Here is a 20,613-nt window from a genome sequence, read left to right as displayed (position 1 = left end):
TGTCGCGTCGTCTGGAATCCGAATGACCGGTGATCGCCCAAGACCGGTCACCGCATCACAGTCGTTGCGAACGTCTCAGTTGGGTCGAATCCGGCCCATCAAGGCCGAAGCTCTGAGGAATAAAATGCCCACCAATCTTTTGATCGACGGGTATTTTTTCTGATCGCGAGTTCGATTGATGCTCCACCTGCCACTTCAATATCCTCACTGGAACGCCCCCTTCTCGATTAGCCAAGTCTCCCCGCGATATCTGTCGCAGTAGCGTTGTAGTAGGTCGTTAGTTCCGAGATGTTTCTGTGTCCCGTCATCCTGGCCAGGTCCAACGGCTGCAACTTCTTCGCCAAACGGGTGATGGCTTCGTGGCGGGTGTCGTGAAACGTCACGTCAGGAATCTGTGACCTGTCTCGTGCCTTTCGGAAGAGGGTGTCGCGGCTTGACGTCGACAGCGCGAACAGCGGTTTCCCTTTCGTTACCGCCGGAAGCATCTTCAATAGCTCGATCGCGCGTGACGACAGCGGCACATTTCGCGCAGTCCCATTTTTGGTCATCGGCAAGCGGGCGAACTTGCCGTTGTAGTTCACTGACGATGCAGTGAGTGTCAGGATTTCACTTGAACGCATCGCCGTCTCTATCGCCAAGAGGAATGCGACGGCCACACGTTGCATCGGCGTTTCTACAGGCAGCCCGTCTTCGTAGCCCATGCTCGCAAGTAGCGACTCGATTTCCTCTTGCGAAATCAGCCGTTCGCGACCAGGCGGCTCTGGCGGCCGTCGCATCTCTGCCATTGGATTGGTCACCAGCCAGCCCCACTCCTTCCGAGCCACCAGAAACGCATGCGACATCAGCGACATTTCCCGCGACGTCGACGCCCCCGAAACTTCACGCATCCGAGCGTCTCGCCAAGCGGCAATATGACTAGGCCGGAGATCCGCCAGCCGGATCTCGGCAAACTTCCGCCCATTGATCATGCGACTCCCAATCAGCGGAAGCCTCAGCTTCTCCCATCTGGCCCCGCGCTTCGTGGGACTCACCTTCAGTTCATACTCCTTGAGCACATCGCCAACCGTCAGCGTCTTACTCCCTGCCCCGCTAGCAATCGACCGCAACTCAGTCTCCCGCTGCGCACTCCATGCCTACGCCGCCGCTCTCGTGTCGAACGTCCGGCTATCGCGCTGCCCATCAACCATCACTTGCACGCGCCAACCCTTTGCCACCTTCTGAATCGATGCCATTTCGTGGGGAAACCTCGGGTAAAAAATGGGGGGCCCGCCACGATTTTAGGCGCGAAGAGGTGAGATTTTGAGCAAGTGGGAAACAATCAGAATTCACGCAAAAACCCCGCCCCGCCTTATTCAGCGAGCGTTTGCGAGATTTTCCGGGAAGAAGTGAGACCTACGTAACCGATGCCAAAACGGGGAGTTGGTGCGAGGAAGGGGACTCGAACCCCTACACCCTTGCGGGCGTCAGGACCTAAACCTGGTGCGTCTACCAATTTCGCCATCCTCGCAGCCCGTGGGCGTCGGTCACCTTGGTCAGGCACGACACCCCAGCATCGGGTCGACGGCATGCGTCCTGTCGGACATGAAAAGGGGCGACTCGTTGCCGCCCCGCTCGCATGCGTCAAAGCAGGCGAGAATTCTACACGAAGTGATATTCACCGGCAATCTCATCACTCCCAACGCCGCCCCCTACCCCTCCCGCGCCGCCGCCAAGCCCTCAGTGCTAGAATTCGCCCCAATTCATGGCATTTGCCCAAGGGCGCGCCCGCACACCGGCGTCCGGGCACCTGACCCAACCGATACCCCCTTTCGCATGCAACCCCACGAATCCGCCGACAATACTTCCGGCAACGTCGACAACCCCGGCACCCCCGCCAGCCCCACGCAGGCCAACGACTACTGCCGCCAGAAAGCCGGCCCTCCCGGCTCCGCGCTCTACTACGCACTCCTCCAGTTGCCACCGTCCCGGCGCGACGCCGCTTACGCCGCCCACGCCTTCTGCCAGGAAATCGCCGATATCCATGCCGCCGTCCATGACCCCGGCGTCGCCCACGCAAAGCTCGACTGGTGGCGCCAGGAACTCACGCGACTCTTCTCCGGCGCCCCGGCCCACCCCGTCTCCCGCGCCCTTGCCCCCGTCGTCCAACAGCGCGGACTCGCCCGCGCCACGTTCGACGCCGTCCTGCATGGCGCAGAGATGGATCTCGCCCAGATGCGCTATCTCGACTTCGCCGGCCTCTCGCATTATTGCGACGCCGCAGGCGGTGCGCCCGCCGAACTCGCCGCTCACGTCTATGGTTTCGATGACGCAAACACCCCCGCCCTCGCGCACACCCTCGGTCACGCCATCACACTCGGTCGACGCGTGACCGACGCAGGTGTCGATGCGCGCGCCGGTTACGTCTATTTCCCCATCGACGAGCTGCAACGCTTCGGCGTCACCGCCGCCGATCTGCAAAACGGCAAGTACTCGCCCGCATTCGTCGCGCTCATGACGTTCCAGCACGCGCGCGCTCGCCAGGCCATCACCGACGCAGCCGCCGCCATCCCCAGGCCAGACCGTCGCAAGCAAAAGCCTCTGCTCGCCCTCGCCGCCCTGCAATTGGCGCTGATGGATGAGGTCGCCGACAGCGACTATCAAGTCCTTCATCAACGCATCGATCTCACACCACTGCGGAAATTCTGGCGCGCCTGGCGCGCACGCTGACGCGCCCCCGCCCCGGATTCGCGGGGCGACTTCCCGACATTGCCACGTCGCGACGTTGTCACAGCGTCACGTTGTCACCTCGCCACACCTTCAGGTCGCCACCTCACTACGTCGCCACGCCGCCACGTCGCCACACGGATCGCCAGCACTCACGTCCATCACAGCCATGGGGGCGGGCGCTCGACACGCCAACACCATCAGCCCATTGCTCGGCGAGTCATGACCGATACGTTCCCCGAACCTCAGCCCATCATGCCCGCAACACGTCCAACGGCTTGAACGCGCCGCCCAACACCCGTTGTGGATCAAGCCTCCACCAGCGCTGCAACACTGTCGCGTAAACATCGCGAAAATCGACGGCGAACGGCAGATTGCCGTTGCCGTCGAGCCGGTCCAGACGTGGCACGTCGCCATAAAGCCCACCCCGAACGCGACCGCCGGCAATGAAATGCGGCGCCACCGTGCCATGATCCGTCCCATGGCTCTGGTTCTCGCGCGCCCGCCGGCCAAACTCCGCATACGTGACGATCATCGTCGACTTCCAGCGGTTCAATTCCGTCAGCCCCGCCCGCAATGCCATCATCCCCTGTGCCAGTTGACGCAGCAAATTGGCCTGCTGCCCCGGCTGATTCTGGTGCGTATCGAACCCGTTGAGCGTCAGACGCAATACCGCAACCCCGCGCCCCGGCTGCGGCACGCCCGCCGGCGAATCGGCCGCGGCCACCACCTGCAGCGCCGTCTTCACGCCGTTGCCGAACGCCCCCGCCGGCATCGGCGTGCGCAACACATATTGCCCCTGGCGTGGACGCAATCCGTCCGCCGCCTTCACGATGTCGTTCTCCACACGCAACACATGCGCCAGCGCCGGATTGCTCACCTGCGCCGCATGCGCGGATGCAAGGCCGGCTTCGCGCAGGAATTGCGCCGGATTGGTCAGCGTCACAGCGCGAGCGCCGCCGCCCAACGGCCCCAGCTCCGCACTGCCCACGATCACGCCATCGGCGTCGAACCCGGGTGGCACGGCCCGCTGCGCAAACGCCCGCGACAACCAACCGTCGCGCAAGTATTCGTCCGAACGCGACGCCGTATTCCATATCTCGATCGACCGGAAGTGCGACAGGTTCGGCTGCGGATACCCCACCCCCTGCACGATCGCCAACTCGTTCGCCTGCCACATCGGCAACACCGCCCCCATCGCCGGATGCAGGCCGCTGCGCTCATCGAGTTGCACCACCTGATCCCGCGCAATGCCAATGCCGGGGCGCAGACTCGCATACAGCGGATCGGCATAAGGAATGACCGTGTTCAATCCATCATTCCCGCCCTTGAGTTCGATGAGGATCAGAAGATTGCCGTAGTTGCCGCCCGCGCCCAGCCGCATCCCCGCAAGATCGCGTGCCGCCCCGAACACCGGCATCGGCACCAGCCACGCTGCGCCAAGCCCACCCGCGAACGTCAGAAAATCACGTCTACGCATCTCACGCATCTCTCACCTCGCTCGGCCAGCTTCGCAAGCCTGCGAAGCCATCGCCCAATGTCATCCGCGCCGTGCTGCCCGGCGCTCCCTCATCACTTCAACTGATATACGGGGTCCATCAACAAGCCCTGCAAGTAGGCCGCGCTGTTCACGCCAGCGGTTTGCGGCGCCGCAGGCTTGAGCGGCAGCACGGCCCGCTGCAACGCCTCGCGCGACGCCGCATCCGGAACGTCGACCGGCCCCAGCGAGTAGCGTTGCAGCCAGCGCGACAAATCGAAGCGCACGCCCGCCACCGTTCTTGGCATCGATGGCATCAACGGCCCCGCCCCCAGTGCCGTACGCCGCACGCCGGGGCGTGTCGACATCGACAAGGGCGGCGTCATCATCGACGCCCCACCCGCATTCGCACTCTCCGTCGCACGGAACATGCGCTCGACAAACTGTTTGCGTGCGAGCAGCGTCGTGCTGTCGATCCACGCATCGCCCCCCGGCCATCCCTTCACATTGGGTGGACGGAAGAGGTCCTGCCCGAGGACGCGCATTTGCCGGGCAAGCAGTCGTGGATCGTCGTAGCCAATGTCGAACGCGCGCACCGTATCGGTCACGAACTCCGCTGGCGACTTGACCAACGTCCCACGCGTTCGGACATCCCAGAACGCGGGGGTCAACAGCAAGGCACGCATCGCCACCCGGATGTCGTAACCACTGGCACGAAAACGACTCGCGACGCGCTCGACCTGCACCGGATCCGGGGTCGGCGACACGAATTCGCGCCACAACTTGCCGGTGATGAACGTCGCGGTTTCCGGACGCGCCAGCAGAATGTCGAGCATCTGGTCGCCGTCGAAGTCGCCGGTCTGGTTCAGCACCGTCTTTGTGCCCGCATCATGAAGATTGGGACGCCAGACGTATGTCATCGTCGTCCGATCGATGCCCCATCCCGTGTAGGCGCGCGCCGCCTCGCGCACGTCCTGCTCGGTGTAATGCCCTTCGCCCAGCGTGAACAGCTCCATGACTTCACGCGCGAAGTTTTCATTGGGACGTCCCTTCCGGCTACCCGCGCCATCGAGATAAACCAGCATGGCCGGATCCTTCGACACGGCGTGCAGCAGCGTCCCGAAGTTGCCGAGCGCGTTCGCGCGCAGCAAGACGTTCTGCCGGTACAGCATGACGGGCTCGCGCACCTTGTCGTCGCTCGACACGAAGTGGTTGTGCCAGAACATCGTCATGCGCTCCGTGAGCGGTGACGGCGTCGTTGCCATCTCCTGCGCCCACCATGCTGTCAGCGACGCCGCCATACGGTTGCGCCGCTCGTTAAGCGCGCGACGCTGCTCGACTGTCATCGACTTGACCGGCGCACCATACAGCGGCGGGTCCTCGACCCAGGTGGGCGGCGGCGTCACGGCCAGGCGACGCGCCCGCGACAACAGAAGGTCGACAGCCTGTGCATGCGTGCGTCCAACGAACGGGGTGAGTTCGCGCGCGTCCGGCGAGTAACCGGTGCGCGTGAGCAAATAGCGCGCGTCGTCGGCGGTGAGGGGCTGCGTCGCGCGATCGACGACGGCATCGGCAGCACCGGGTACCCCGGGTGCGCGGGGCGTCGTAGAACTCGCCGCATGCGCCGCGCCTGCATGCCGCATCGGCGACGCGTGACCGGCGAGCGGCGACGCGAACCACACGACGGCAAGCAGGCCGGAACTCAGCCGCCGAGGCATCCGCGGCACTGAGGGTGGCAGGCGACGCAGTGTGTAGGCAAGCGGGCCAGCCGTCAGCCGCCGAGGCACCCACGACATCGAAGCCGGCAGGCGACGCAGCGCGGCCGCCGTCGCCCTGACGACGTACGCCACATCAATGCACTTTCGACGGGCGCAAAAAAAGCCGGCGTCGGCGCAGGCTGGCAGGTTTGGGTTGGGCTTCATGCGACGCTCGCGTCATCGTGACATCACTGGCGTTTTGGGGAAGCGTTTGGCGACACTGTGGTGCCCTCTCGATTCATGAACCATGAGCCATGAAGGCGCGCGTCTTAATCGTTAGTGAGTGTACAACTCGCGCACGGCATCCTGGATATGTTGCCGCAGCAGCCGCCGGTCTTCCGGCGACATATGACCATTGGGGCGACGGCCCGGCGGCGGCGGCGGAAGTTCTTCATTGTGGCGCGCGGCACCGGGATCGTTCTGCGATGGCTCTCGCTTCGGCGAATTGCGCGGAGACGGTGCAGGCCCGGCGTGCTGGAAGCGCGGCGCACTCGCCCCATGCGACTGCGCACTGAAATGCGCGACGGGACGGGCGTACGTCATGCCCAGGTGTCCCCAGAGCATGATCCCCCCGAACAATAGCGTCCACTCAGCAGCCCATCTCATCTTGTGCGTATGTCCTTCATGCCGTGCAGCAGGTTTTCGCCCCGGCAGGGGTGCAAGTGTACCCACAGCCTATGGTCAGCGCGCAAGCTGTAGGGTAAATTGTGTAACCCTTTGTAACCCGCTTTGGCGGCCCCTTCAGTTCGTAACATTTCGGGCTAAGATACGTGGCATGGAAAACAAAAACTCTCCCAAAGTTCTGGTTGTCGACGACGATCCGCGACTGCGCGACCTGCTTCGTCGTTACCTCGGGGAACAGGGTTTCAATGTCTTCGTGGCGGAAAATGCAACCGCCATGAACAAGCTTTGGGTGCGCGAGCGTTTCGATCTGCTCGTGCTGGATCTGATGCTCCCCGGTGAAGACGGTCTCTCGATTTGTCGCCGTCTGCGTGGCGCCAACGACCGTACGCCGATCATCATGTTAACGGCCAAAGGCGAGGATGTCGACCGTATCGTCGGCCTCGAGATGGGCGCGGACGATTACCTGCCCAAGCCCTTCAATCCGCGCGAACTCGTCGCGCGCATTCACGCCGTGCTGCGCCGTCAGGCCCCGCCCGAACTCCCCGGTGCGCCCAGCGAAACCATGGAATCGTTCGAGTTCGGCGACTTCTCCCTGAACCTCGCCACACGCACGCTCACGAAGAACGGCCAGGAGATCGCGCTCACGACGGGCGAGTTCTCGGTGCTCAAGGTATTCGCGCGTCATCCGCGTCAGCCGCTGTCGCGTGAAAAGCTGATGGAACTGGCACGCGGGCGCGAATACGAAGTGTTCGATCGCAGCCTCGACGTACAGATCTCGCGGCTGCGCAAGCTGATCGAGCCGGATCCGGGCAGCCCGCGTTTCATCCAGACCGTGTGGGGCCTCGGCTACGTGTTCATCCCGGACGGCGGCGCGTGATCGTCCACCTTCGCGCTTCACGCAGCAAAACGACGCCGGTTGCGACACGCTCGCACACCGGCGTTGCGCCGTGTTTCACGTCGCATCCGACGTCGCGTCCGACGGCGCACCGCGCTTCGCGTCCCTGCACCTGCCACCCAGCACGTCGGGCCTGTCGACACGCGCCAATCACGCTTTAGACGGAGCAACCCCATGCGTCCGATCCGGATGGTACGCGGGCTGTTCGGCGGTCTGTTCTGGCGTACCTTTTTCCTTATCGCACTGCTGATCGGCGTCAGCCTGGCCGCCTGGTACCAGAGCTTTCGCGTGATCGAGCGCGAGCCGCGCGCACAGCGCGTCGCGCAACAACTCGTGTCGATCGTCAAGCTCACGCGCACCGCCCTGCTCTACTCCGAGCCCGATCTGCGGCGCGCCCTGCTGCAGGATCTCGAGAGCAACGAAGGGATTCGCGTGTACCCGCGCGAGCCCGCCGACAAGATCGAGAAACAACCGGGTGGCGCGGTGCAGGATCTGATTGTGCGCGACGTGCAGCGGCGCCTGGGCACCGACACGGTCATTGCCGTCTCGGTCAACGCGATTCCTGCGATGTGGATCAGCTTCAAGATCGATGAAGACGACTATTGGGTCGCCATCGAGCAGGACCGGATCGACACGGCAACCGGCCTTCAACTCTTTAGTTGGGGAACGTTCGCCCTGGCACTCTCGCTCATCGGCGCCGCCTTTATCACCGCGCTCGTGAACCGTCCGTTCGCCCGGCTCGCCCACGCAGCTCGGGCCATTGGCGAAGGACAACACCCCGACCCGCTGCCCGAGCGCGGCATGGGCGAGGCCGCCGAAGCCAACCGCAGCTTCAACCAGATGGTGGAAGAACTCGATCGCCTCGAAGCCGACCGGGCGCTGATGCTCGCAGGCATCTCTCATGACCTGCGCACCCCGCTGGCCCGGCTGCGGCTCGAGACTGAGATGAGTCCGTCCGACGAATCGGTCAAACGCGACATGATCAGCGACATCGAGCAGATGGATGAGATCATCGGCCGCTTCCTCGATTACGCCCGTCCGGCATCGCGTACGATGCAGTCGCTCGACCTGTCGGACATTGTTCGCGACTCGACGGCCGCCTTCGAGGGCCGCGAAGACCTGAACCTCAGCACCGAACTCGCCGACGCCGCCCCCGTACTCGCCGAGCGTACCGACCTCAAGCGTCTGCTCACGAACCTGATCGAGAACGCACGCAAGTATGGCCGCGACGCCAAGACCGATGTCGCCAACGTCCACGTCACGACACGAGTGCTCGGTGAACGCGTCGAGCTACGCGTGCGCGACACCGGCGCAGGCATTCCCGAGGAACAACTCGGCCTGGTTTTCCGTCCATTCTATCGGGTGGACACGGCCCGCACGAAGGCAGACGGCACCGGCCTCGGCATGGCGATCGTGCAGCGTATCGCCACACGCTACAAGGGGCACGCTTCGTTGCACAATGTGCGTCCGGGCCCCGGCCTTGAAATCATCGTGTCATTTCCGCTTGCTAAATAACGTCTTGCGAAATCTTGGCTATGCTCAAGGCTTGCCCTCCCGGCGTCGAGCAAGCGCCTATCGATGGGATTTGTTTTAACTATCCTCTGAATAAATATTAACTATTGCTATCAATTACTTGATAGCGTATGATGTATGGGTTGACCGGGATCGTACGATCCCGGTCAGTTGCTGGTTGCGATGTCTCAGCGACATCTCGACATAAACCGCACTAATTTAGGAGTCAATCGATGAAGACTGTCGGCGACAAACTCGAAGCATTCTCGGTAGAAGCTGCCAAGCCTGGCTTCAACAACCACGAAGAAAACGGCGTCTCGGCTTTCGAAACGATCACCGAAGCCTCGTTCCCGGGCAAGTGGAAGATCATTTACTTCTACCCGAAGGACTTCACCTTCGTGTGCCCGACCGAAATCGTTGAGTTCGGCAAGCTGGCCAACGACTTCGCAGAACGTGACGCTGTCCTGCTCGGCGGTTCGGGCGACAACGAATTCGTGAAGCTGGCATGGCGTCGCGAACACAAGGACCTGAGCAAGCTGAACCACTACTCGTTCGGCGACACGACCGGTGCCCTGATCGACCAACTCGGCGTGCGTGACAAGGCTGCCGGCGTGGCCCTGCGTGCGACGTTCATCGTCGACCCGGACAACGTCATCCAGCACGTTTCGGTCAACAACCTGAACGTCGGCCGTAACCCGGAAGAAGTGCTGCGTATTCTCGACGGCCTGCAAACGGACGAACTCTGCCCGTGCAACCGCGCCGTTGGCGGCGCAACGCTGTAAGCGTCGTCTCGAAGCCCGCGCAAGCGGGCTTTTTCAGCCCAAAGCAATAGGAGAAATTTATGGAATTCATCACCGCGATTAAGGCGTATATCCCTGACTATGCCAAGGACATCCGCCTGAACCTCGACGGCACCATCGCCCGCTCCTCGCTGGAAGGCAACGACGCCGTGGGCGTGGCCCTCGCCGCCGCCTTTGCGGCCAAGAGCCAACCGATCGTCAAGGCAATCCGCGAAGCCGGCGTACTCGCCCCGGAAGAGCTTGAAGGCGCGTTGACCGCTGCCGCGCTCATGGGCATGAACAACACGTGGTATCCGTATCTCGAGATGGCTGACAACGCCGATCTGAAGAACGAGAAGGCCCAGCTTCGCATGAACGGCTATGCCACGCGAGGGGGCGTCGATCAGCGCCGTTTCGAGATGTATGCCCTCGCCGCGTCCATCATCGGCAAGTGCCACTTCTGCGTGAAGTCGCACGCTCACCTGCTCGCCGCCGAGCACGGCATGAGCACCGCGCAACTGCGCGACGTCGGACGCATCGCGGCCGTCATCAACGCCGCCGCGCAGGTCATCGCCGCCGAGACGGCCTGAGCGACCAGGCGCTCAAGCCCCGCCGCTGGCGTACGCCGCAAAAACCACAACGGCGCTACCGGGTTCGTCCGGTAGCGCCGTTGTGCCTTATGGATTGACCCGCTCGCGCGTCACGAAGCCACGCGTCGCACCGTCATCGCCTCAACGCGCGACGAGGAGTGCCGCCGCCTGCGCTTCAATCCCTTCCTGACGACCGAGGTAGCCCAGCTTCTCGTTCGTCTTCGCCTTCACGTTCACCTGGCCGACGGTGACGCCCAGCGCCTCGGCGATCGACTGCGTCATGGCCGTGACATGCGGTGCAAGCTTCGGGGCCTGCGCAATCACCGTGCAGTCGACGTTGACGATCTCATAGCCATGCTCACGCACGCGCCGCATGGCTTCCTTCAGCAAGACCACGCTGTTCGCGCCCTTGAACGTGGGATCGGTGTCGGGGAAATGACGCCCAATGTCACCGAGCGCCGCAGCACCGAGCACGGCGTCGGTGATGGCGTGCAGGAGCACATCGGCGTCGGAATGGCCGAGCAGGCCGCGATCGAACGGGATGGTCACGCCACCCATCACGAGCGGACGGCCCGGCACGAGGGCATGCACGTCGTAGCCCTGTCCGATACGCAGCTTGGGCAACGTCGCGAGCGGGGAATGAGAAGCAGCTTGTTCAGTCATGGGAAGTCGCCAAATGCAAAAAGAATGCGGTGCGTCGGTTCGGTGCAGCCAGCGCTCGCCAAGCCGTCAAACGGGCTTGGCCGCGCCGAGAAAGGCCTCGGCAAGCGCGAAATCCTCGGGATATGTCACCTTGAAGTTGCGCAGGCTGCCGCGCACGAGCTTCGGCGCATGGCCAATGCGTTCGATGGCACTGGCTTCATCGGTGACCTCGGCACCGGAGGCGAGCGCATCTTCCAGCGCCTGACGCAGCATGCCAAGGCGGAACATCTGCGGTGTCTGTGCCTGCCACAGGCCTTCGCGCGACTCGGTCGCCTGCACGGCGGCCAATCCGCCCGCCGCCGGCGCCTGCTCGCGCTTGAGCGTGTCGGCCACAGGCAACGCAAGGATGCCGCCGACCGGGTCGTCGCGCAGCGCCTCGACCAGCGCGCGAATCAGCGCCGGCGTGATACCGGGACGCGCCGCATCGTGCACGAGCACCCAGTCGCTGTCCTGCGCCCCGAACTCGGTGAGCGCCTGCAGCCCGCCGAGCACCGACGCATGCCGCGACGGCCCGCCGCAGCGGCGCACCGCAAAGCGCAGCGTGCCGAAGCGCCTGCCGTCGAAATGATTATCGTCCGGGGCCAGCACCAGCACGGTCTGCGCGAACTCGGAACAGGCGTCGAATGCGGCGAGTGCATAGTGCAGCATGGCGCGTCCGCCCACGCTTCGGTATTGCTTGGGCACGTCGGCCCCGGCGCGCACACCGGCCCCGGCGCACGGGATGACGGCAAAAAGTCGGTCGCTCACAATAAAACGCAGGTAAGGGGAAAGCAGGGATTTTATAATAGACGCTGACTGTCACGGGGCCCCATGCGAACGGAGCCCCGTGCTTTGCCATTTCTGCAACGTTCCTATATGTCCGCCGCCAACGCCCTATCCCGTAATACCGCGCCTGTGCCGCTCGTGAAAGCGGGGCAGCGTTACGCCTTTTCCGGCTCGCACGCCTCGAGCGACGCGTTGCTCATTGCCCGCTACTTCAACGACAATCGCGAGCACCTGCCATTGCTTGCCGTCGTGTGCGCGCAGGCCGCCGATGCCCTGCGCCTGCAGCAGGAACTCAAGTGGTGCGCGCCCGAAGCGCGTGTTCGGCTGCTGCCCGACTGGGAAACGTTGCCCTACGATACGTTCTCGCCGCACCAGGACCTGGTCTCCGAACGACTCGCCACGCTGCACGATCTCGGCGAGAAGCGCTGTGACATCGTCCTGGTGCCCGCCACCACCGCGCTCTACCGCATGGCCCCGGCGAGCTTCATGGCGGCCTATACGTTCTTCTTCACGCAGGGCGAGCGTCTCGACGAAGCCCGCCTGAAGTCGCAATTCACGCTCGCAGGCTACGAGCACGTGAGCCAGGTGATGCGCCCCGGCGAATATTGTGTGCGCGGTGGCCTGATCGATCTGTATCCGATGGGCTCGGCCCTGCCCTATCGTCTCGATCTGTTTGACGACACTATCGACAGCATTCGCGCGTTCGACCCCGATACGCAGCGCAGCCTCTATCCCGTCAAGGAAGTTCGCCTGCTGCCTGGGCGCGAATTCCCGTTCGACGATGCCGCCCGCACCGCCTTTCGCGGCCGCTGGCGCGAAGTGTTCGAAGGCGATCCGAGCCGCAGCCCGATCTACAAGGACATTGGCAGCGGTGTGCCGTCGGCGGGTATCGAGTACTACCTGCCGCTGTTCTTCGACGAGACGGCCACCCTGTTCCACTATCTGCCCGCCGACGCCCAACTGGTGTTCGTGGGCGATCTCGACGCGGCCATCCACCGTTTCTGGAACGACACGCGCCAGCGCTACAACTTCCTGTCGCACGATCGCGAGCGCCCGGTGCTGCCGCCCGAGCAACTGTTCCTGCTCGATCAGGACTTCTTCACACTCGCCAAGCCGTTCGCCCGCCTGACGCTGCCCACGCCGGGCGACGGCAGTTGGGCGATCCCGTTACCGCCGCTGGCCATCAACCGCCGCGCCGACGACCCGCTCGCCGCCCTGCGCGCCTACCTCGCCCGAACGCCGGCCCGCGTGCTGCTGTGCGCCGACTCGGCCGGTCGTCGCGAAACGCTGCTGCAGTTGCTGCATGACCACGACCTGCGGCCGTCGTCCGTCGAGTCGTTCGAAGACTTCCTGACGTCCGACGTCCGCTTTGCCATCGGCATTGCCCCACTGGCCGCAGGCTTCCTGCTGCCGACGGAAGATCTCGCTTTCATCACCGAGAACGAGCTGTACGAAGGTCTCGCACGCCGCGCCGGCAAGCGCCGCCAGGAACAGGCGACGTCGGTCGACTCGATGGTGCGCGACCTGGCGGAACTCAAGGTCGGCGACCCAGTCGTTCACAGCCAGCACGGCATCGGCCGCTACCAGGGCCTGGTCAGCATGGATCTCGGTGAAGGCGAGACCGAATTCCTGCATCTCGAATACTCGGGCGACAGCAAGCTGTACGTGCCGGTCTCGCAGTTGCACCTGATCTCGCGCTACAGCGGCGCCGATCCCGATACCGCACCGCTGCACTCGCTCGGCTCGGGCCAATGGGAGAAGGCGAAGCGCAAGGCGGCGCAGCAGATTCGTGATACCGCGGCCGAACTGCTCAACCTGTACGCCCGCCGCGCGGCGCGTTCCGGCTACGCCTTCGAACTGTCGCCGCGCGACTACGAGAAGTTTGCCGACAGCTTCGGCTTCGAGGAAACACCGGACCAGGCGGCCGCCATTGCCGCGGTGATGAGCGACATGACGAGCGGACGCCCCATGGACCGCCTGGTGTGCGGCGACGTCGGCTTCGGCAAGACTGAAGTGGCCTTGCGCGCCGCCTTCATTGCCGTGCTCGACGGCAAGCAGGTCGCGCTGCTGGCTCCGACCACGCTGCTCGCCGAGCAGCACGCGCAAACCTTCTCCGATCGCTTTGCCGATTGGCCGGTGCGCATCGCCGAACTCTCGCGCTTCAAGACGGCCAAGGAAGTGAACGCAAGCGTGAAGGCCATCAACGAGGGGCGGGTCGATATTGTGATCGGCACACACAAGCTGCTCTCGAACGACATTCAGTTCCAGCGCCTGGGCCTTGTCATCATCGACGAGGAACATCGCTTCGGCGTGCGGCAGAAGGAAGCCCTCAAGGCGCTGCGCGCCGAGGTCGACGTGCTCACGCTGACCGCGACCCCGATCCCCCGCACGCTGGGCATGTCCCTGGAAGGCCTGCGCGACTTCTCGGTCATCGCGACCGCACCGCAGAAGCGTCTGGCGATCAAGACCTTCGTGCGCCGCGAGGAGGACAGCGTCATCCGCGAAGCCATGCTGCGCGAGCTCAAGCGCGGCGGGCAGGTCTACTTCCTGCACAACGAAGTCGAGACCATCGAGAACCGCAAGGCACAGTTGGAAGTGCTGGTGCCCGAAGCGCGCATCGTCGTGGCCCACGGACAAATGCACGAACGCGATCTGGAGCGCGTGATGCGTGACTTCGTCTCGCAACGCGCCAATGTGCTGCTGTGCACCACCATCATCGAGACCGGCATCGACGTGCCGACCGCCAACACGATCCTGATGCATCGGGCCGACAAGTTCGGGCTGGCCCAGCTGCATCAGTTACGCGGCCGCGTGGGACGCTCGCACCACCAGGCCTACGCCTATCTGCTCGTGCACGATCCGAAGGCGTTGACTAAGCAGGCGCAACGGCGTCTCGAAGCGATCCAGCAGATGGAAGAACTCGGCTCAGGCTTCTATCTCGCGATGCACGATCTGGAAATTCGCGGCGCCGGCGAAGTGCTGGGCGACAAGCAATCGGGTGAAATCCACGAGATCGGCTTCCAGCTCTATACCGACATGCTGGCCGACGCCGTGAGCGCATTGAAAGCCGGGCGGGAACCGGATCTCACCGCGCCGCTCTCGGCAACCACCGAGATCAATCTGCATGTCCCGGCCATCCTGCCGAGCGATTACTGTGGCGACGTGCAGGAGCGTCTGTCGCTCTACAAGCGCCTCGCCAACGGCACGCAGGCGGATGCCATCGACACGATCCAGGAAGAACTCGTCGATCGCTTCGGCAAGCTGCCGCAACAGGCGCAGGCGCTGATCGAGACCCACCGCCTGCGACTGCTGGCCAAGCCGCTGGGCATCGTCAAGATCGACGCGAGCGAGGAGGCCGTTGCGCTGCAATTCGAGCCGACGCCACCGGTCGACCCGATGCGCATCATCGCCCTGGTGCAGACGCATCGCCATATCAAGCTCGCCGGACAGGACAAGCTGCGCATCGAAGTGAAGCATGCGCAACTGACCGACCGCGTGCGCGCGATCAAGGAGACACTGCGCGCGCTCGGCTCGCCCAGCGCCAAGGCCGCCTGAGACTCGCACGCCCGGGCCAACCCGAGCCCGGCGCGTGCTTTCCCGTGGGGCGAGAATGGTTGTTCACTCAACCTTTTACGTCTAAATTATTATTGAGTAATATTTCCCCAGTATCGGTACGTAGTGACGTATGACTGGAGATTCCCGGAGATTCGAATGACAAGCGCTTCCCCCCAGGCCATTGCCCCGCAGGCCGCCAGCGAGGCCCAGCCGGCATCGCTCGACTGGATCACGAAGCTGGTCAGCATCGACACCACCAGCCGCGAATCGAACCTCGGCCTGATCGAGACGGTGCGCGACAGCCTAAAGCACGCCGGCGTCGAGCCGTGGCTCTCTTACGACGCCACGCAGCGCAAGGCGAATCTGTTCGTGACGCTGCCCGCTGCCGACGGCAACACCCAGGGCGGCATCGTGCTCTCGGGCCACACCGACGTGGTGCCGGTCGACGGCCAGCCGTGGGACACCGACCCGTTCAAACCGGTCGTGCGCGACGGCAATCTGTACGGTCGCGGCACGTGCGACATGAAAGGCTTCATCGGCTCGGTCATGACGCTGCTGCCTGAAATGCGCGACGCCAAGCTCAAGACGCCGTTCCATTTCGCGTTCTCCTACGACGAGGAAATCGGTTGCGTCGGCGCACCGGTCATGCTCGCCGAATTGCGTGAGCGCGGCATCCGCCCCGACGGCTGCATCGTCGGCGAGCCGACGAGTATGCGCGTGATCGTCGCCCACAAGGGCATCAACGCCTACCAGTGCTGTGTACGCGGTCACGCGGCGCACTCGTCGCTCACACCGAAGGGCTCGAACGCGATCGAATACGCCGCACGCCTGATCTGCTACATCCGCGATCTGGCCGATCACTTCAAGCAGAACGGCCCGTTCGACGAGTTGTTCGACGTGCCGTTCACCACGGCGCAGACCGGCACGATCTCGGGCGGTATCGCCCTCAACACGATTCCTGCGCTGTGCGAGTTCGTCTTCGAATACCGCAACCTGCCAGGCGTGGACGCCGAAGGCATCTTCCAGCGCATTCAGCAATACGCCACGGACGAACTGATTCCGAAGATGCAGAAAGAGCACCCGAATGCCGGCATCGAGTTCAAGCGGATTGCCGCGGCCCCGGCACTTGACGCCTCGGAGCAGGATGCCATCACGCAACTCGTGCGCGCGCTGACCAAGGATACCGACAAGCGCAAGGTCGCCTACGGCACCGAAGCCGGTCAATTCCAGCGGGCAGGCGTGCCGTCGATCGTGTGCGGTCCGGGCAACATCGAACAAGCGCACAAGCCCAACGAGTTCGTGTCGCTTGAACAGATCGCGCAGTGCGAGTCGTTCCTGCGCAAGCTGATTCGCAGCAACACCGTCGGTGCCTGACGCGACGCCTGACTCGCTCAGCCCGACCGATCGACGACCATTTCACCGGGCCGGCTTCCGACAGTATTCCGACTGCCGGAGGCGGCCCGGCGTTCGCCAAGGTCGCCAATTCGCATGCCTTACATAGTACGCACACCGTTTGCACGTCCGTAACTTGCCATTAGCAGTACGTAGCACGTAGTACGCAGTACGCAGTACGCAGTACCAGACGCCTATCGCAAAGGCGCACAGGACATCCCTCTGCAAGATAACAATCACGTACGCACGACAGGTATTGGAGATCTCGCCCATGAGCGCAAGCGCAGCCCCCAACGCGACGGCTTCCGCCGGCCGCACTTCCCCGCACGCGTGGCGTGTGATCGTATCGGCCTCGATCGGTAACGCCCTAGAGTGGTTCGATCTCGTGGTGTACGGCTTTTTCGCCGTGACCATCGCCAAATTGTTCTTCCCGACGGGCAACGACACCGTGTCGCTGCTGCTCACCCTCGGCACGTTCGGCGTGTCGTTCTTCATGCGCCCGCTGGGTGCCATCGTGATCGGCGCCTATGCCGACCGCGCTGGCCGCAAGGCAGCCCTTACCCTGTCGATTCTGATGATGATGGTCGGCACGCTGCTCATCGCGCTCATGCCAACGTATGCGACTATCGGCGTGCTGGCACCGGTCGGGATCGTCGCCGCGCGCATGGTGCAGGGCTTCTCGGCGGGCGGCGAGTTCGGCAGCGCCACCGCGTTTCTCGCCGAGCACGCGCCGCAACGCCGCGGGTTCTTCTCGAGCTGGCAAGTCGCCTCGCAGGGCCTCACCACGCTGCTCGCCGCAGGCTTCGGCGCACTGCTGACCGGCAATCTGTCACCGGAAGCCATGATGTCGTGGGGCTGGCGCGTGCCGTTTTTCTTTGGCCTGCTGATCGGCCCGATCGCGTATTACATTCGCCGCCGTCTGGACGAAACGCCTGAATTCCTCGACATCGAGCCCACGCAGAGCCCACTGCGCGACACGTTCACAAGCCAGAAGGAGCGTCTGCTGCTCGCCATCGGCGTGGTCGTGATGGCCACCGTGGCGACCTACCTGGTGCTCTACATGCCGACGTACGCCGTCAAGCAATTGGGGCTGCCGTCGTCGGCCGCGTTCTCCGCGGTGCTGCTCACGGGGGTCGTGCAACTGATCGTCGCCCCCATCATCGGTCACTGGTCGGATACCCACGGCCGGATCAAGCCGATGCTGACGGCCGCCGTGGCGCTGCTGGTGCTCGTCTACCCGATGTTCCACTGGCTCGACGCGAACCCGACGTTCGGTGCGCTAATGGCGTTCCAGATCGTGCTCGGCCTGCTGATGACGACCTACTTCGGTGCTCTGCCGGCCCTGCTCACGGAACTGTTCCCGGTACAGGTGCGCACCACCGGCCTCTCGCTCGGGTATAACATCGCAGCAACGGTATTCGGCGGCTTCGCCCCGTTTATCATCACCTGGCTCATCGGCGCAACGGGCAACAAGCTCGCGCCGAGCTTCTACCTGATTTTCGCCGCCCTCATCAGCATTACCGCGCTGCTGCGCACCCGTAAGCTCGGGCTGCGCTGATCCCGGCGAAGGCCAGGAGGCCCCGGGCGCCGGGGCGCCCACCCGTTGACCGGTGTGCGCCCCGTCCCGGTTTTCCAACACGACGGAGACCCTGTCCAAGTGACGCAACCGACCCCTGCCCCGCACGCCGAGACGATCGACGCGCAACCCGTTCCGACGCGAGACGCCATCGCTGCATTGCACGAAAAGCTGCGCCCGTATGTGCGAACGACACCGGTGTTCACACGCAACGACTTTCCGACGTTGGGCGACACCCAGGTGACGTTCAAGTACGAGTTGTTGCAGGCCTCGGGCACGTTCAAGGCGCGCGGTGCGTTCTCGAACCTGCTCTCGCTCGATGACGCGCAGCGCAAGGCGGGCGTGACGTGTGTGTCCGCCGGCAACCATGCCGTGGCAGTCGCCTACGCCGCGCAAGCGATGGGCGTCGCGGCCAAGACGGTCATGCTCAAGACCGCCAGCCCGGCACGCTCCTCGCTGTGCCGCGAATACGGCGCGGAACTGGTTTTGGCGGACAACGTCCATGAGGCGTTCGACGTGGTCAAGCGCGTCGAACAGGAGGAAGGCCGCTATTTCGTGCATCCATTCAACGGTTACCGCACCGTGCTGGGCACCGCGACGCTCGGCTACGAGTGGGCGCAGCAAGCGCCCGATCTCGACGCCGTCATCGTGCCCATCGGCGGCGGCGGGCTGATTGCCGGTGTGGCGACAGCGTTCAAGCTGTTCGCCCCGCATGTGAAGGTGTACGGTGTGGAGCCGGCCGGCGCCGATGCCATGGCGCAAAGCTTCGCCACGGGTGGGCCCGTCAAGATGGGGCCGATGAGCGGCATCGCCGACAGCCTGATGGCGCCGCACACCGAGCTTTACAGCTATACGCTGTGTCGCCGTCATGTCGACGAACTCGTCACCATCACCGACGACCAGATGCGCGCGGGCATGCTCACGCTGTTCCGTCAGTTGAAGCTGGCCGTGGAACCGGCATGTGCGGCGGCCACGGCCGCGTTGATGGGCCCGCTGCGCGAGAAACTCATGGGTCAGCGCGTGGGGGTCCTCCTGTGCGGCACCAACACCGATACGGCAACGTTCAACCGGCACATCGAAGCCGCCCTCGCGGCCGAAGCGAACGACTGAACGGCTTCATACTGCCGTGATGCCGTTCCCCGACGCGACCCAAGGGTCGCGTCGTCGCTTGACCGCCAGCCGCATCCGGTACATTCCGCACCTTCACCAGGATCCCGCATGTCCGCTACCTCGCCCACGCCGCCCGTACTGCTGCTCGATGCCTCGCAAATCGCCGCTCTCATGCCCGTGGCCGACGCGATTCCCGTCATGTCCGAAATGTTCGGCGCGCTGGCCCGCGAACAGATTCACCTGCCCTTGCGTCAGATCGTCCGTCCGCCGGAAGCGTTAGGCGCGAAGGGTATGCTCGGTATGATGCCCGCCTTCCTGGGCGGCATGTCGTCCGGCATGCCGGTCTATGGCGCGAAGGTCGGCACGTTCTTTCCCGGCAACAGCGCCCAGGGCAAAGACCCCCATCAAGGCTGTGTCCTGTTGATGAGTGGACTGACGGGGGAATTGCTCGCGGTCATGAACGCGGCCGAGATCACCGGTATTCGCACCGCCGCCGTGACAGGTCTCGCGACACGGCGACTCGCCCGCCACGACGCCACCCGTCTCGCACTGATCGGCGCCGGTCATCAGGCGCACTGGCACCTCGCCGCGCTCGCCGCGACGCGCGAGCTGCATCAGGTGCAGGTCGCGAGCCGCTCGCTCGCGAGCGCACAGGCGTTCGTCGACACGGAGCAACCGAACTACGGCTTTCGCCTCGAAGCCGCGCAGAGCGTCGAAGCGGCCGTGCGCGACGCCGACATCGTGGTCACGGTGACCAACGCCACGGACCCAGTGCTGCAAGCTGGCTGGATCGCGCCCGGCACGCACGTCAACCTGGTGGGCAGCAGCACGCCGCGTCACCGCGAAGCCGACACGGCGCTCATGGCGCGCGCGCAATTGTTCGTCGACCGGCGCGAGTCAACGATCAACGAATCCGGCGACTATCTCGCCGCCGCCGCCGAGGGCGGCATCGGACCGGACGACCTGCTCGCGGAACTGGGGGAGCTGGTCATTGGCAAGCATCCCGGGCGCACCGATGCCCAAGCCGTCACGCTCTTCAAATCGCTCGGCATGGGCGCACAGGACGTTGCCCTTGCCGCCGCGCTGTATCAGCGCGCGCAAGCCGCCGGCATTGGCACAAGCGTCGCGATCTGAACGTCCGACGTGCCGGTAGCGCGCGCGGCCTGCGGGTTCGAC

At 64.2% G+C, this 20,613-nt stretch carries 16 protein-coding genes and 1 tRNA gene; 10 read left to right on the top strand and 7 right to left on the bottom strand.

Going from position 1 to position 20,613, the window contains the following annotated elements:
- Positions 1-227: 227 nt before the first annotated feature.
- Positions 228-887: a site-specific integrase gene (locus PTE31013_RS12760; RefSeq protein WP_246174417.1), complete on the bottom strand. Its 660-nt coding sequence runs from the start codon at positions 885-887 to the stop codon at positions 228-230.
- Between the two features lie 533 nt (positions 888-1,420).
- A tRNA-Leu gene (locus PTE31013_RS12755) sits at positions 1,421-1,507 on the bottom strand.
- A gap of 305 nt (positions 1,508-1,812) precedes the next feature.
- On the opposite strand from PTE31013_RS12755, the gene PTE31013_RS12750 reads away from it, so the two are divergent.
- Positions 1,813-2,706, top strand: a complete 894-nt coding sequence (locus PTE31013_RS12750; RefSeq protein WP_174978545.1) for a squalene/phytoene synthase family protein — start codon at positions 1,813-1,815, stop codon at positions 2,704-2,706.
- 250 nt (positions 2,707-2,956) lie between these two features.
- Here the strand turns inward: PTE31013_RS12750 and PTE31013_RS12745 are convergent, their stop codons facing one another.
- The 3 genes from PTE31013_RS12745 to PTE31013_RS12735 all read right to left on the bottom strand — a co-directional run bounded on the left by PTE31013_RS12745 (position 2,957) and on the right by PTE31013_RS12735 (position 6,543).
- A complete protein-coding gene (locus tag PTE31013_RS12745; RefSeq protein ID WP_150613173.1) occupies positions 2,957-4,183 on the bottom strand; it encodes a DUF1501 domain-containing protein in 1,227 nt (408 codons plus the stop codon).
- Between the two features lie 92 nt (positions 4,184-4,275).
- On the bottom strand, positions 4,276-5,823 hold the full coding sequence (locus PTE31013_RS12740) for a DUF1800 domain-containing protein (RefSeq protein WP_174978566.1): 1,548 nt from the start codon (positions 5,821-5,823) through the stop codon (positions 4,276-4,278).
- Positions 5,824-6,213: 390 nt separating this feature from the next.
- A complete protein-coding gene (locus PTE31013_RS12735; protein WP_150613171.1) occupies positions 6,214-6,543 on the bottom strand; it encodes a hypothetical protein in 330 nt (109 codons plus the stop codon).
- A gap of 169 nt (positions 6,544-6,712) precedes the next feature.
- Here PTE31013_RS12735 and ompR point away from each other — a divergent pair, with 169 nt between their 5' ends.
- The 4 genes from ompR to PTE31013_RS12715 all read left to right on the top strand — a co-directional run bounded on the left by ompR (position 6,713) and on the right by PTE31013_RS12715 (position 10,337).
- Positions 6,713-7,438 carry an osmolarity response regulator transcription factor OmpR gene (gene ompR, locus PTE31013_RS12730; RefSeq protein WP_150613170.1) on the top strand — a complete coding sequence of 242 codons (726 nt, stop codon included), beginning with the start codon at positions 6,713-6,715 and terminating at the stop codon, positions 7,436-7,438.
- 192 nt (positions 7,439-7,630) lie between these two features.
- Positions 7,631-8,971, top strand: a complete 1,341-nt coding sequence (locus tag PTE31013_RS12725) for an ATP-binding protein (protein ID WP_150613169.1) — start codon at positions 7,631-7,633, stop codon at positions 8,969-8,971.
- A 230-nt stretch (positions 8,972-9,201) separates the two neighbouring features.
- The gene (locus PTE31013_RS12720; protein ID WP_150613168.1) at positions 9,202-9,750 is read left to right on the top strand and encodes a peroxiredoxin; all 549 of its coding nucleotides are present in this window, start codon (positions 9,202-9,204) and stop codon (positions 9,748-9,750) included.
- 59 nt (positions 9,751-9,809) lie between these two features.
- Positions 9,810-10,337, top strand: a complete 528-nt coding sequence (locus tag PTE31013_RS12715) for a carboxymuconolactone decarboxylase family protein (protein WP_150613167.1) — start codon at positions 9,810-9,812, stop codon at positions 10,335-10,337.
- A gap of 141 nt (positions 10,338-10,478) precedes the next feature.
- Here PTE31013_RS12715 and ispF read toward each other — a convergent pair whose 3' ends face one another.
- Together ispF and ispD are read right to left on the bottom strand one after the other, a co-directional pair.
- Positions 10,479-11,000, bottom strand: coding sequence for a 2-C-methyl-D-erythritol 2,4-cyclodiphosphate synthase (ispF, locus tag PTE31013_RS12710; protein ID WP_150613166.1), 522 nt, complete (start codon positions 10,998-11,000; stop codon positions 10,479-10,481).
- Between the two features lie 66 nt (positions 11,001-11,066).
- Entirely contained in the window at positions 11,067-11,786 is a 720-nt protein-coding gene (ispD, locus tag PTE31013_RS12705; protein ID WP_150613165.1) for a 2-C-methyl-D-erythritol 4-phosphate cytidylyltransferase, read from the bottom strand.
- Between the two features lie 108 nt (positions 11,787-11,894).
- Between ispD and mfd the strand changes: the two genes are divergently transcribed.
- The 5 genes from mfd to PTE31013_RS12680 all read left to right on the top strand — a co-directional run bounded on the left by mfd (position 11,895) and on the right by PTE31013_RS12680 (position 20,571).
- Positions 11,895-15,359, top strand: coding sequence for a transcription-repair coupling factor (gene mfd, locus PTE31013_RS12700; RefSeq protein ID WP_150613164.1), 3,465 nt, complete (start codon positions 11,895-11,897; stop codon positions 15,357-15,359).
- A 156-nt stretch (positions 15,360-15,515) separates the two neighbouring features.
- Positions 15,516-16,733: an acetylornithine deacetylase gene (gene argE, locus PTE31013_RS12695; RefSeq protein WP_150613163.1), complete on the top strand. Its 1,218-nt coding sequence runs from the start codon at positions 15,516-15,518 to the stop codon at positions 16,731-16,733.
- Positions 16,734-17,022: 289 nt separating this feature from the next.
- Complete coding sequence (locus PTE31013_RS12690; protein ID WP_150613162.1) at positions 17,023-18,309, top strand: MFS transporter; 1,287 nt, start codon at positions 17,023-17,025, stop codon at positions 18,307-18,309.
- Positions 18,310-18,408: 99 nt separating this feature from the next.
- Positions 18,409-19,437 carry a threonine/serine dehydratase family protein gene (locus tag PTE31013_RS12685; protein ID WP_150613161.1) on the top strand — a complete coding sequence of 343 codons (1,029 nt, stop codon included), beginning with the start codon at positions 18,409-18,411 and terminating at the stop codon, positions 19,435-19,437.
- Positions 19,438-19,545: 108 nt separating this feature from the next.
- Positions 19,546-20,571 carry an ornithine cyclodeaminase family protein gene (locus tag PTE31013_RS12680; RefSeq protein ID WP_150613160.1) on the top strand — a complete coding sequence of 342 codons (1,026 nt, stop codon included), beginning with the start codon at positions 19,546-19,548 and terminating at the stop codon, positions 20,569-20,571.
- Positions 20,572-20,613: the final 42 nt, after the last annotated feature.

Origin of the sequence: Pandoraea terrigena (assembly GCF_902459705.1) — a bacterium.
GTDB lineage: Bacteria > Pseudomonadota > Gammaproteobacteria > Burkholderiales > Burkholderiaceae > Pandoraea > Pandoraea terrigena.
The sequence above is the reverse complement of the archived record's forward strand: the minus strand, read 5'-3'. Positions and strand labels throughout refer to the sequence as shown.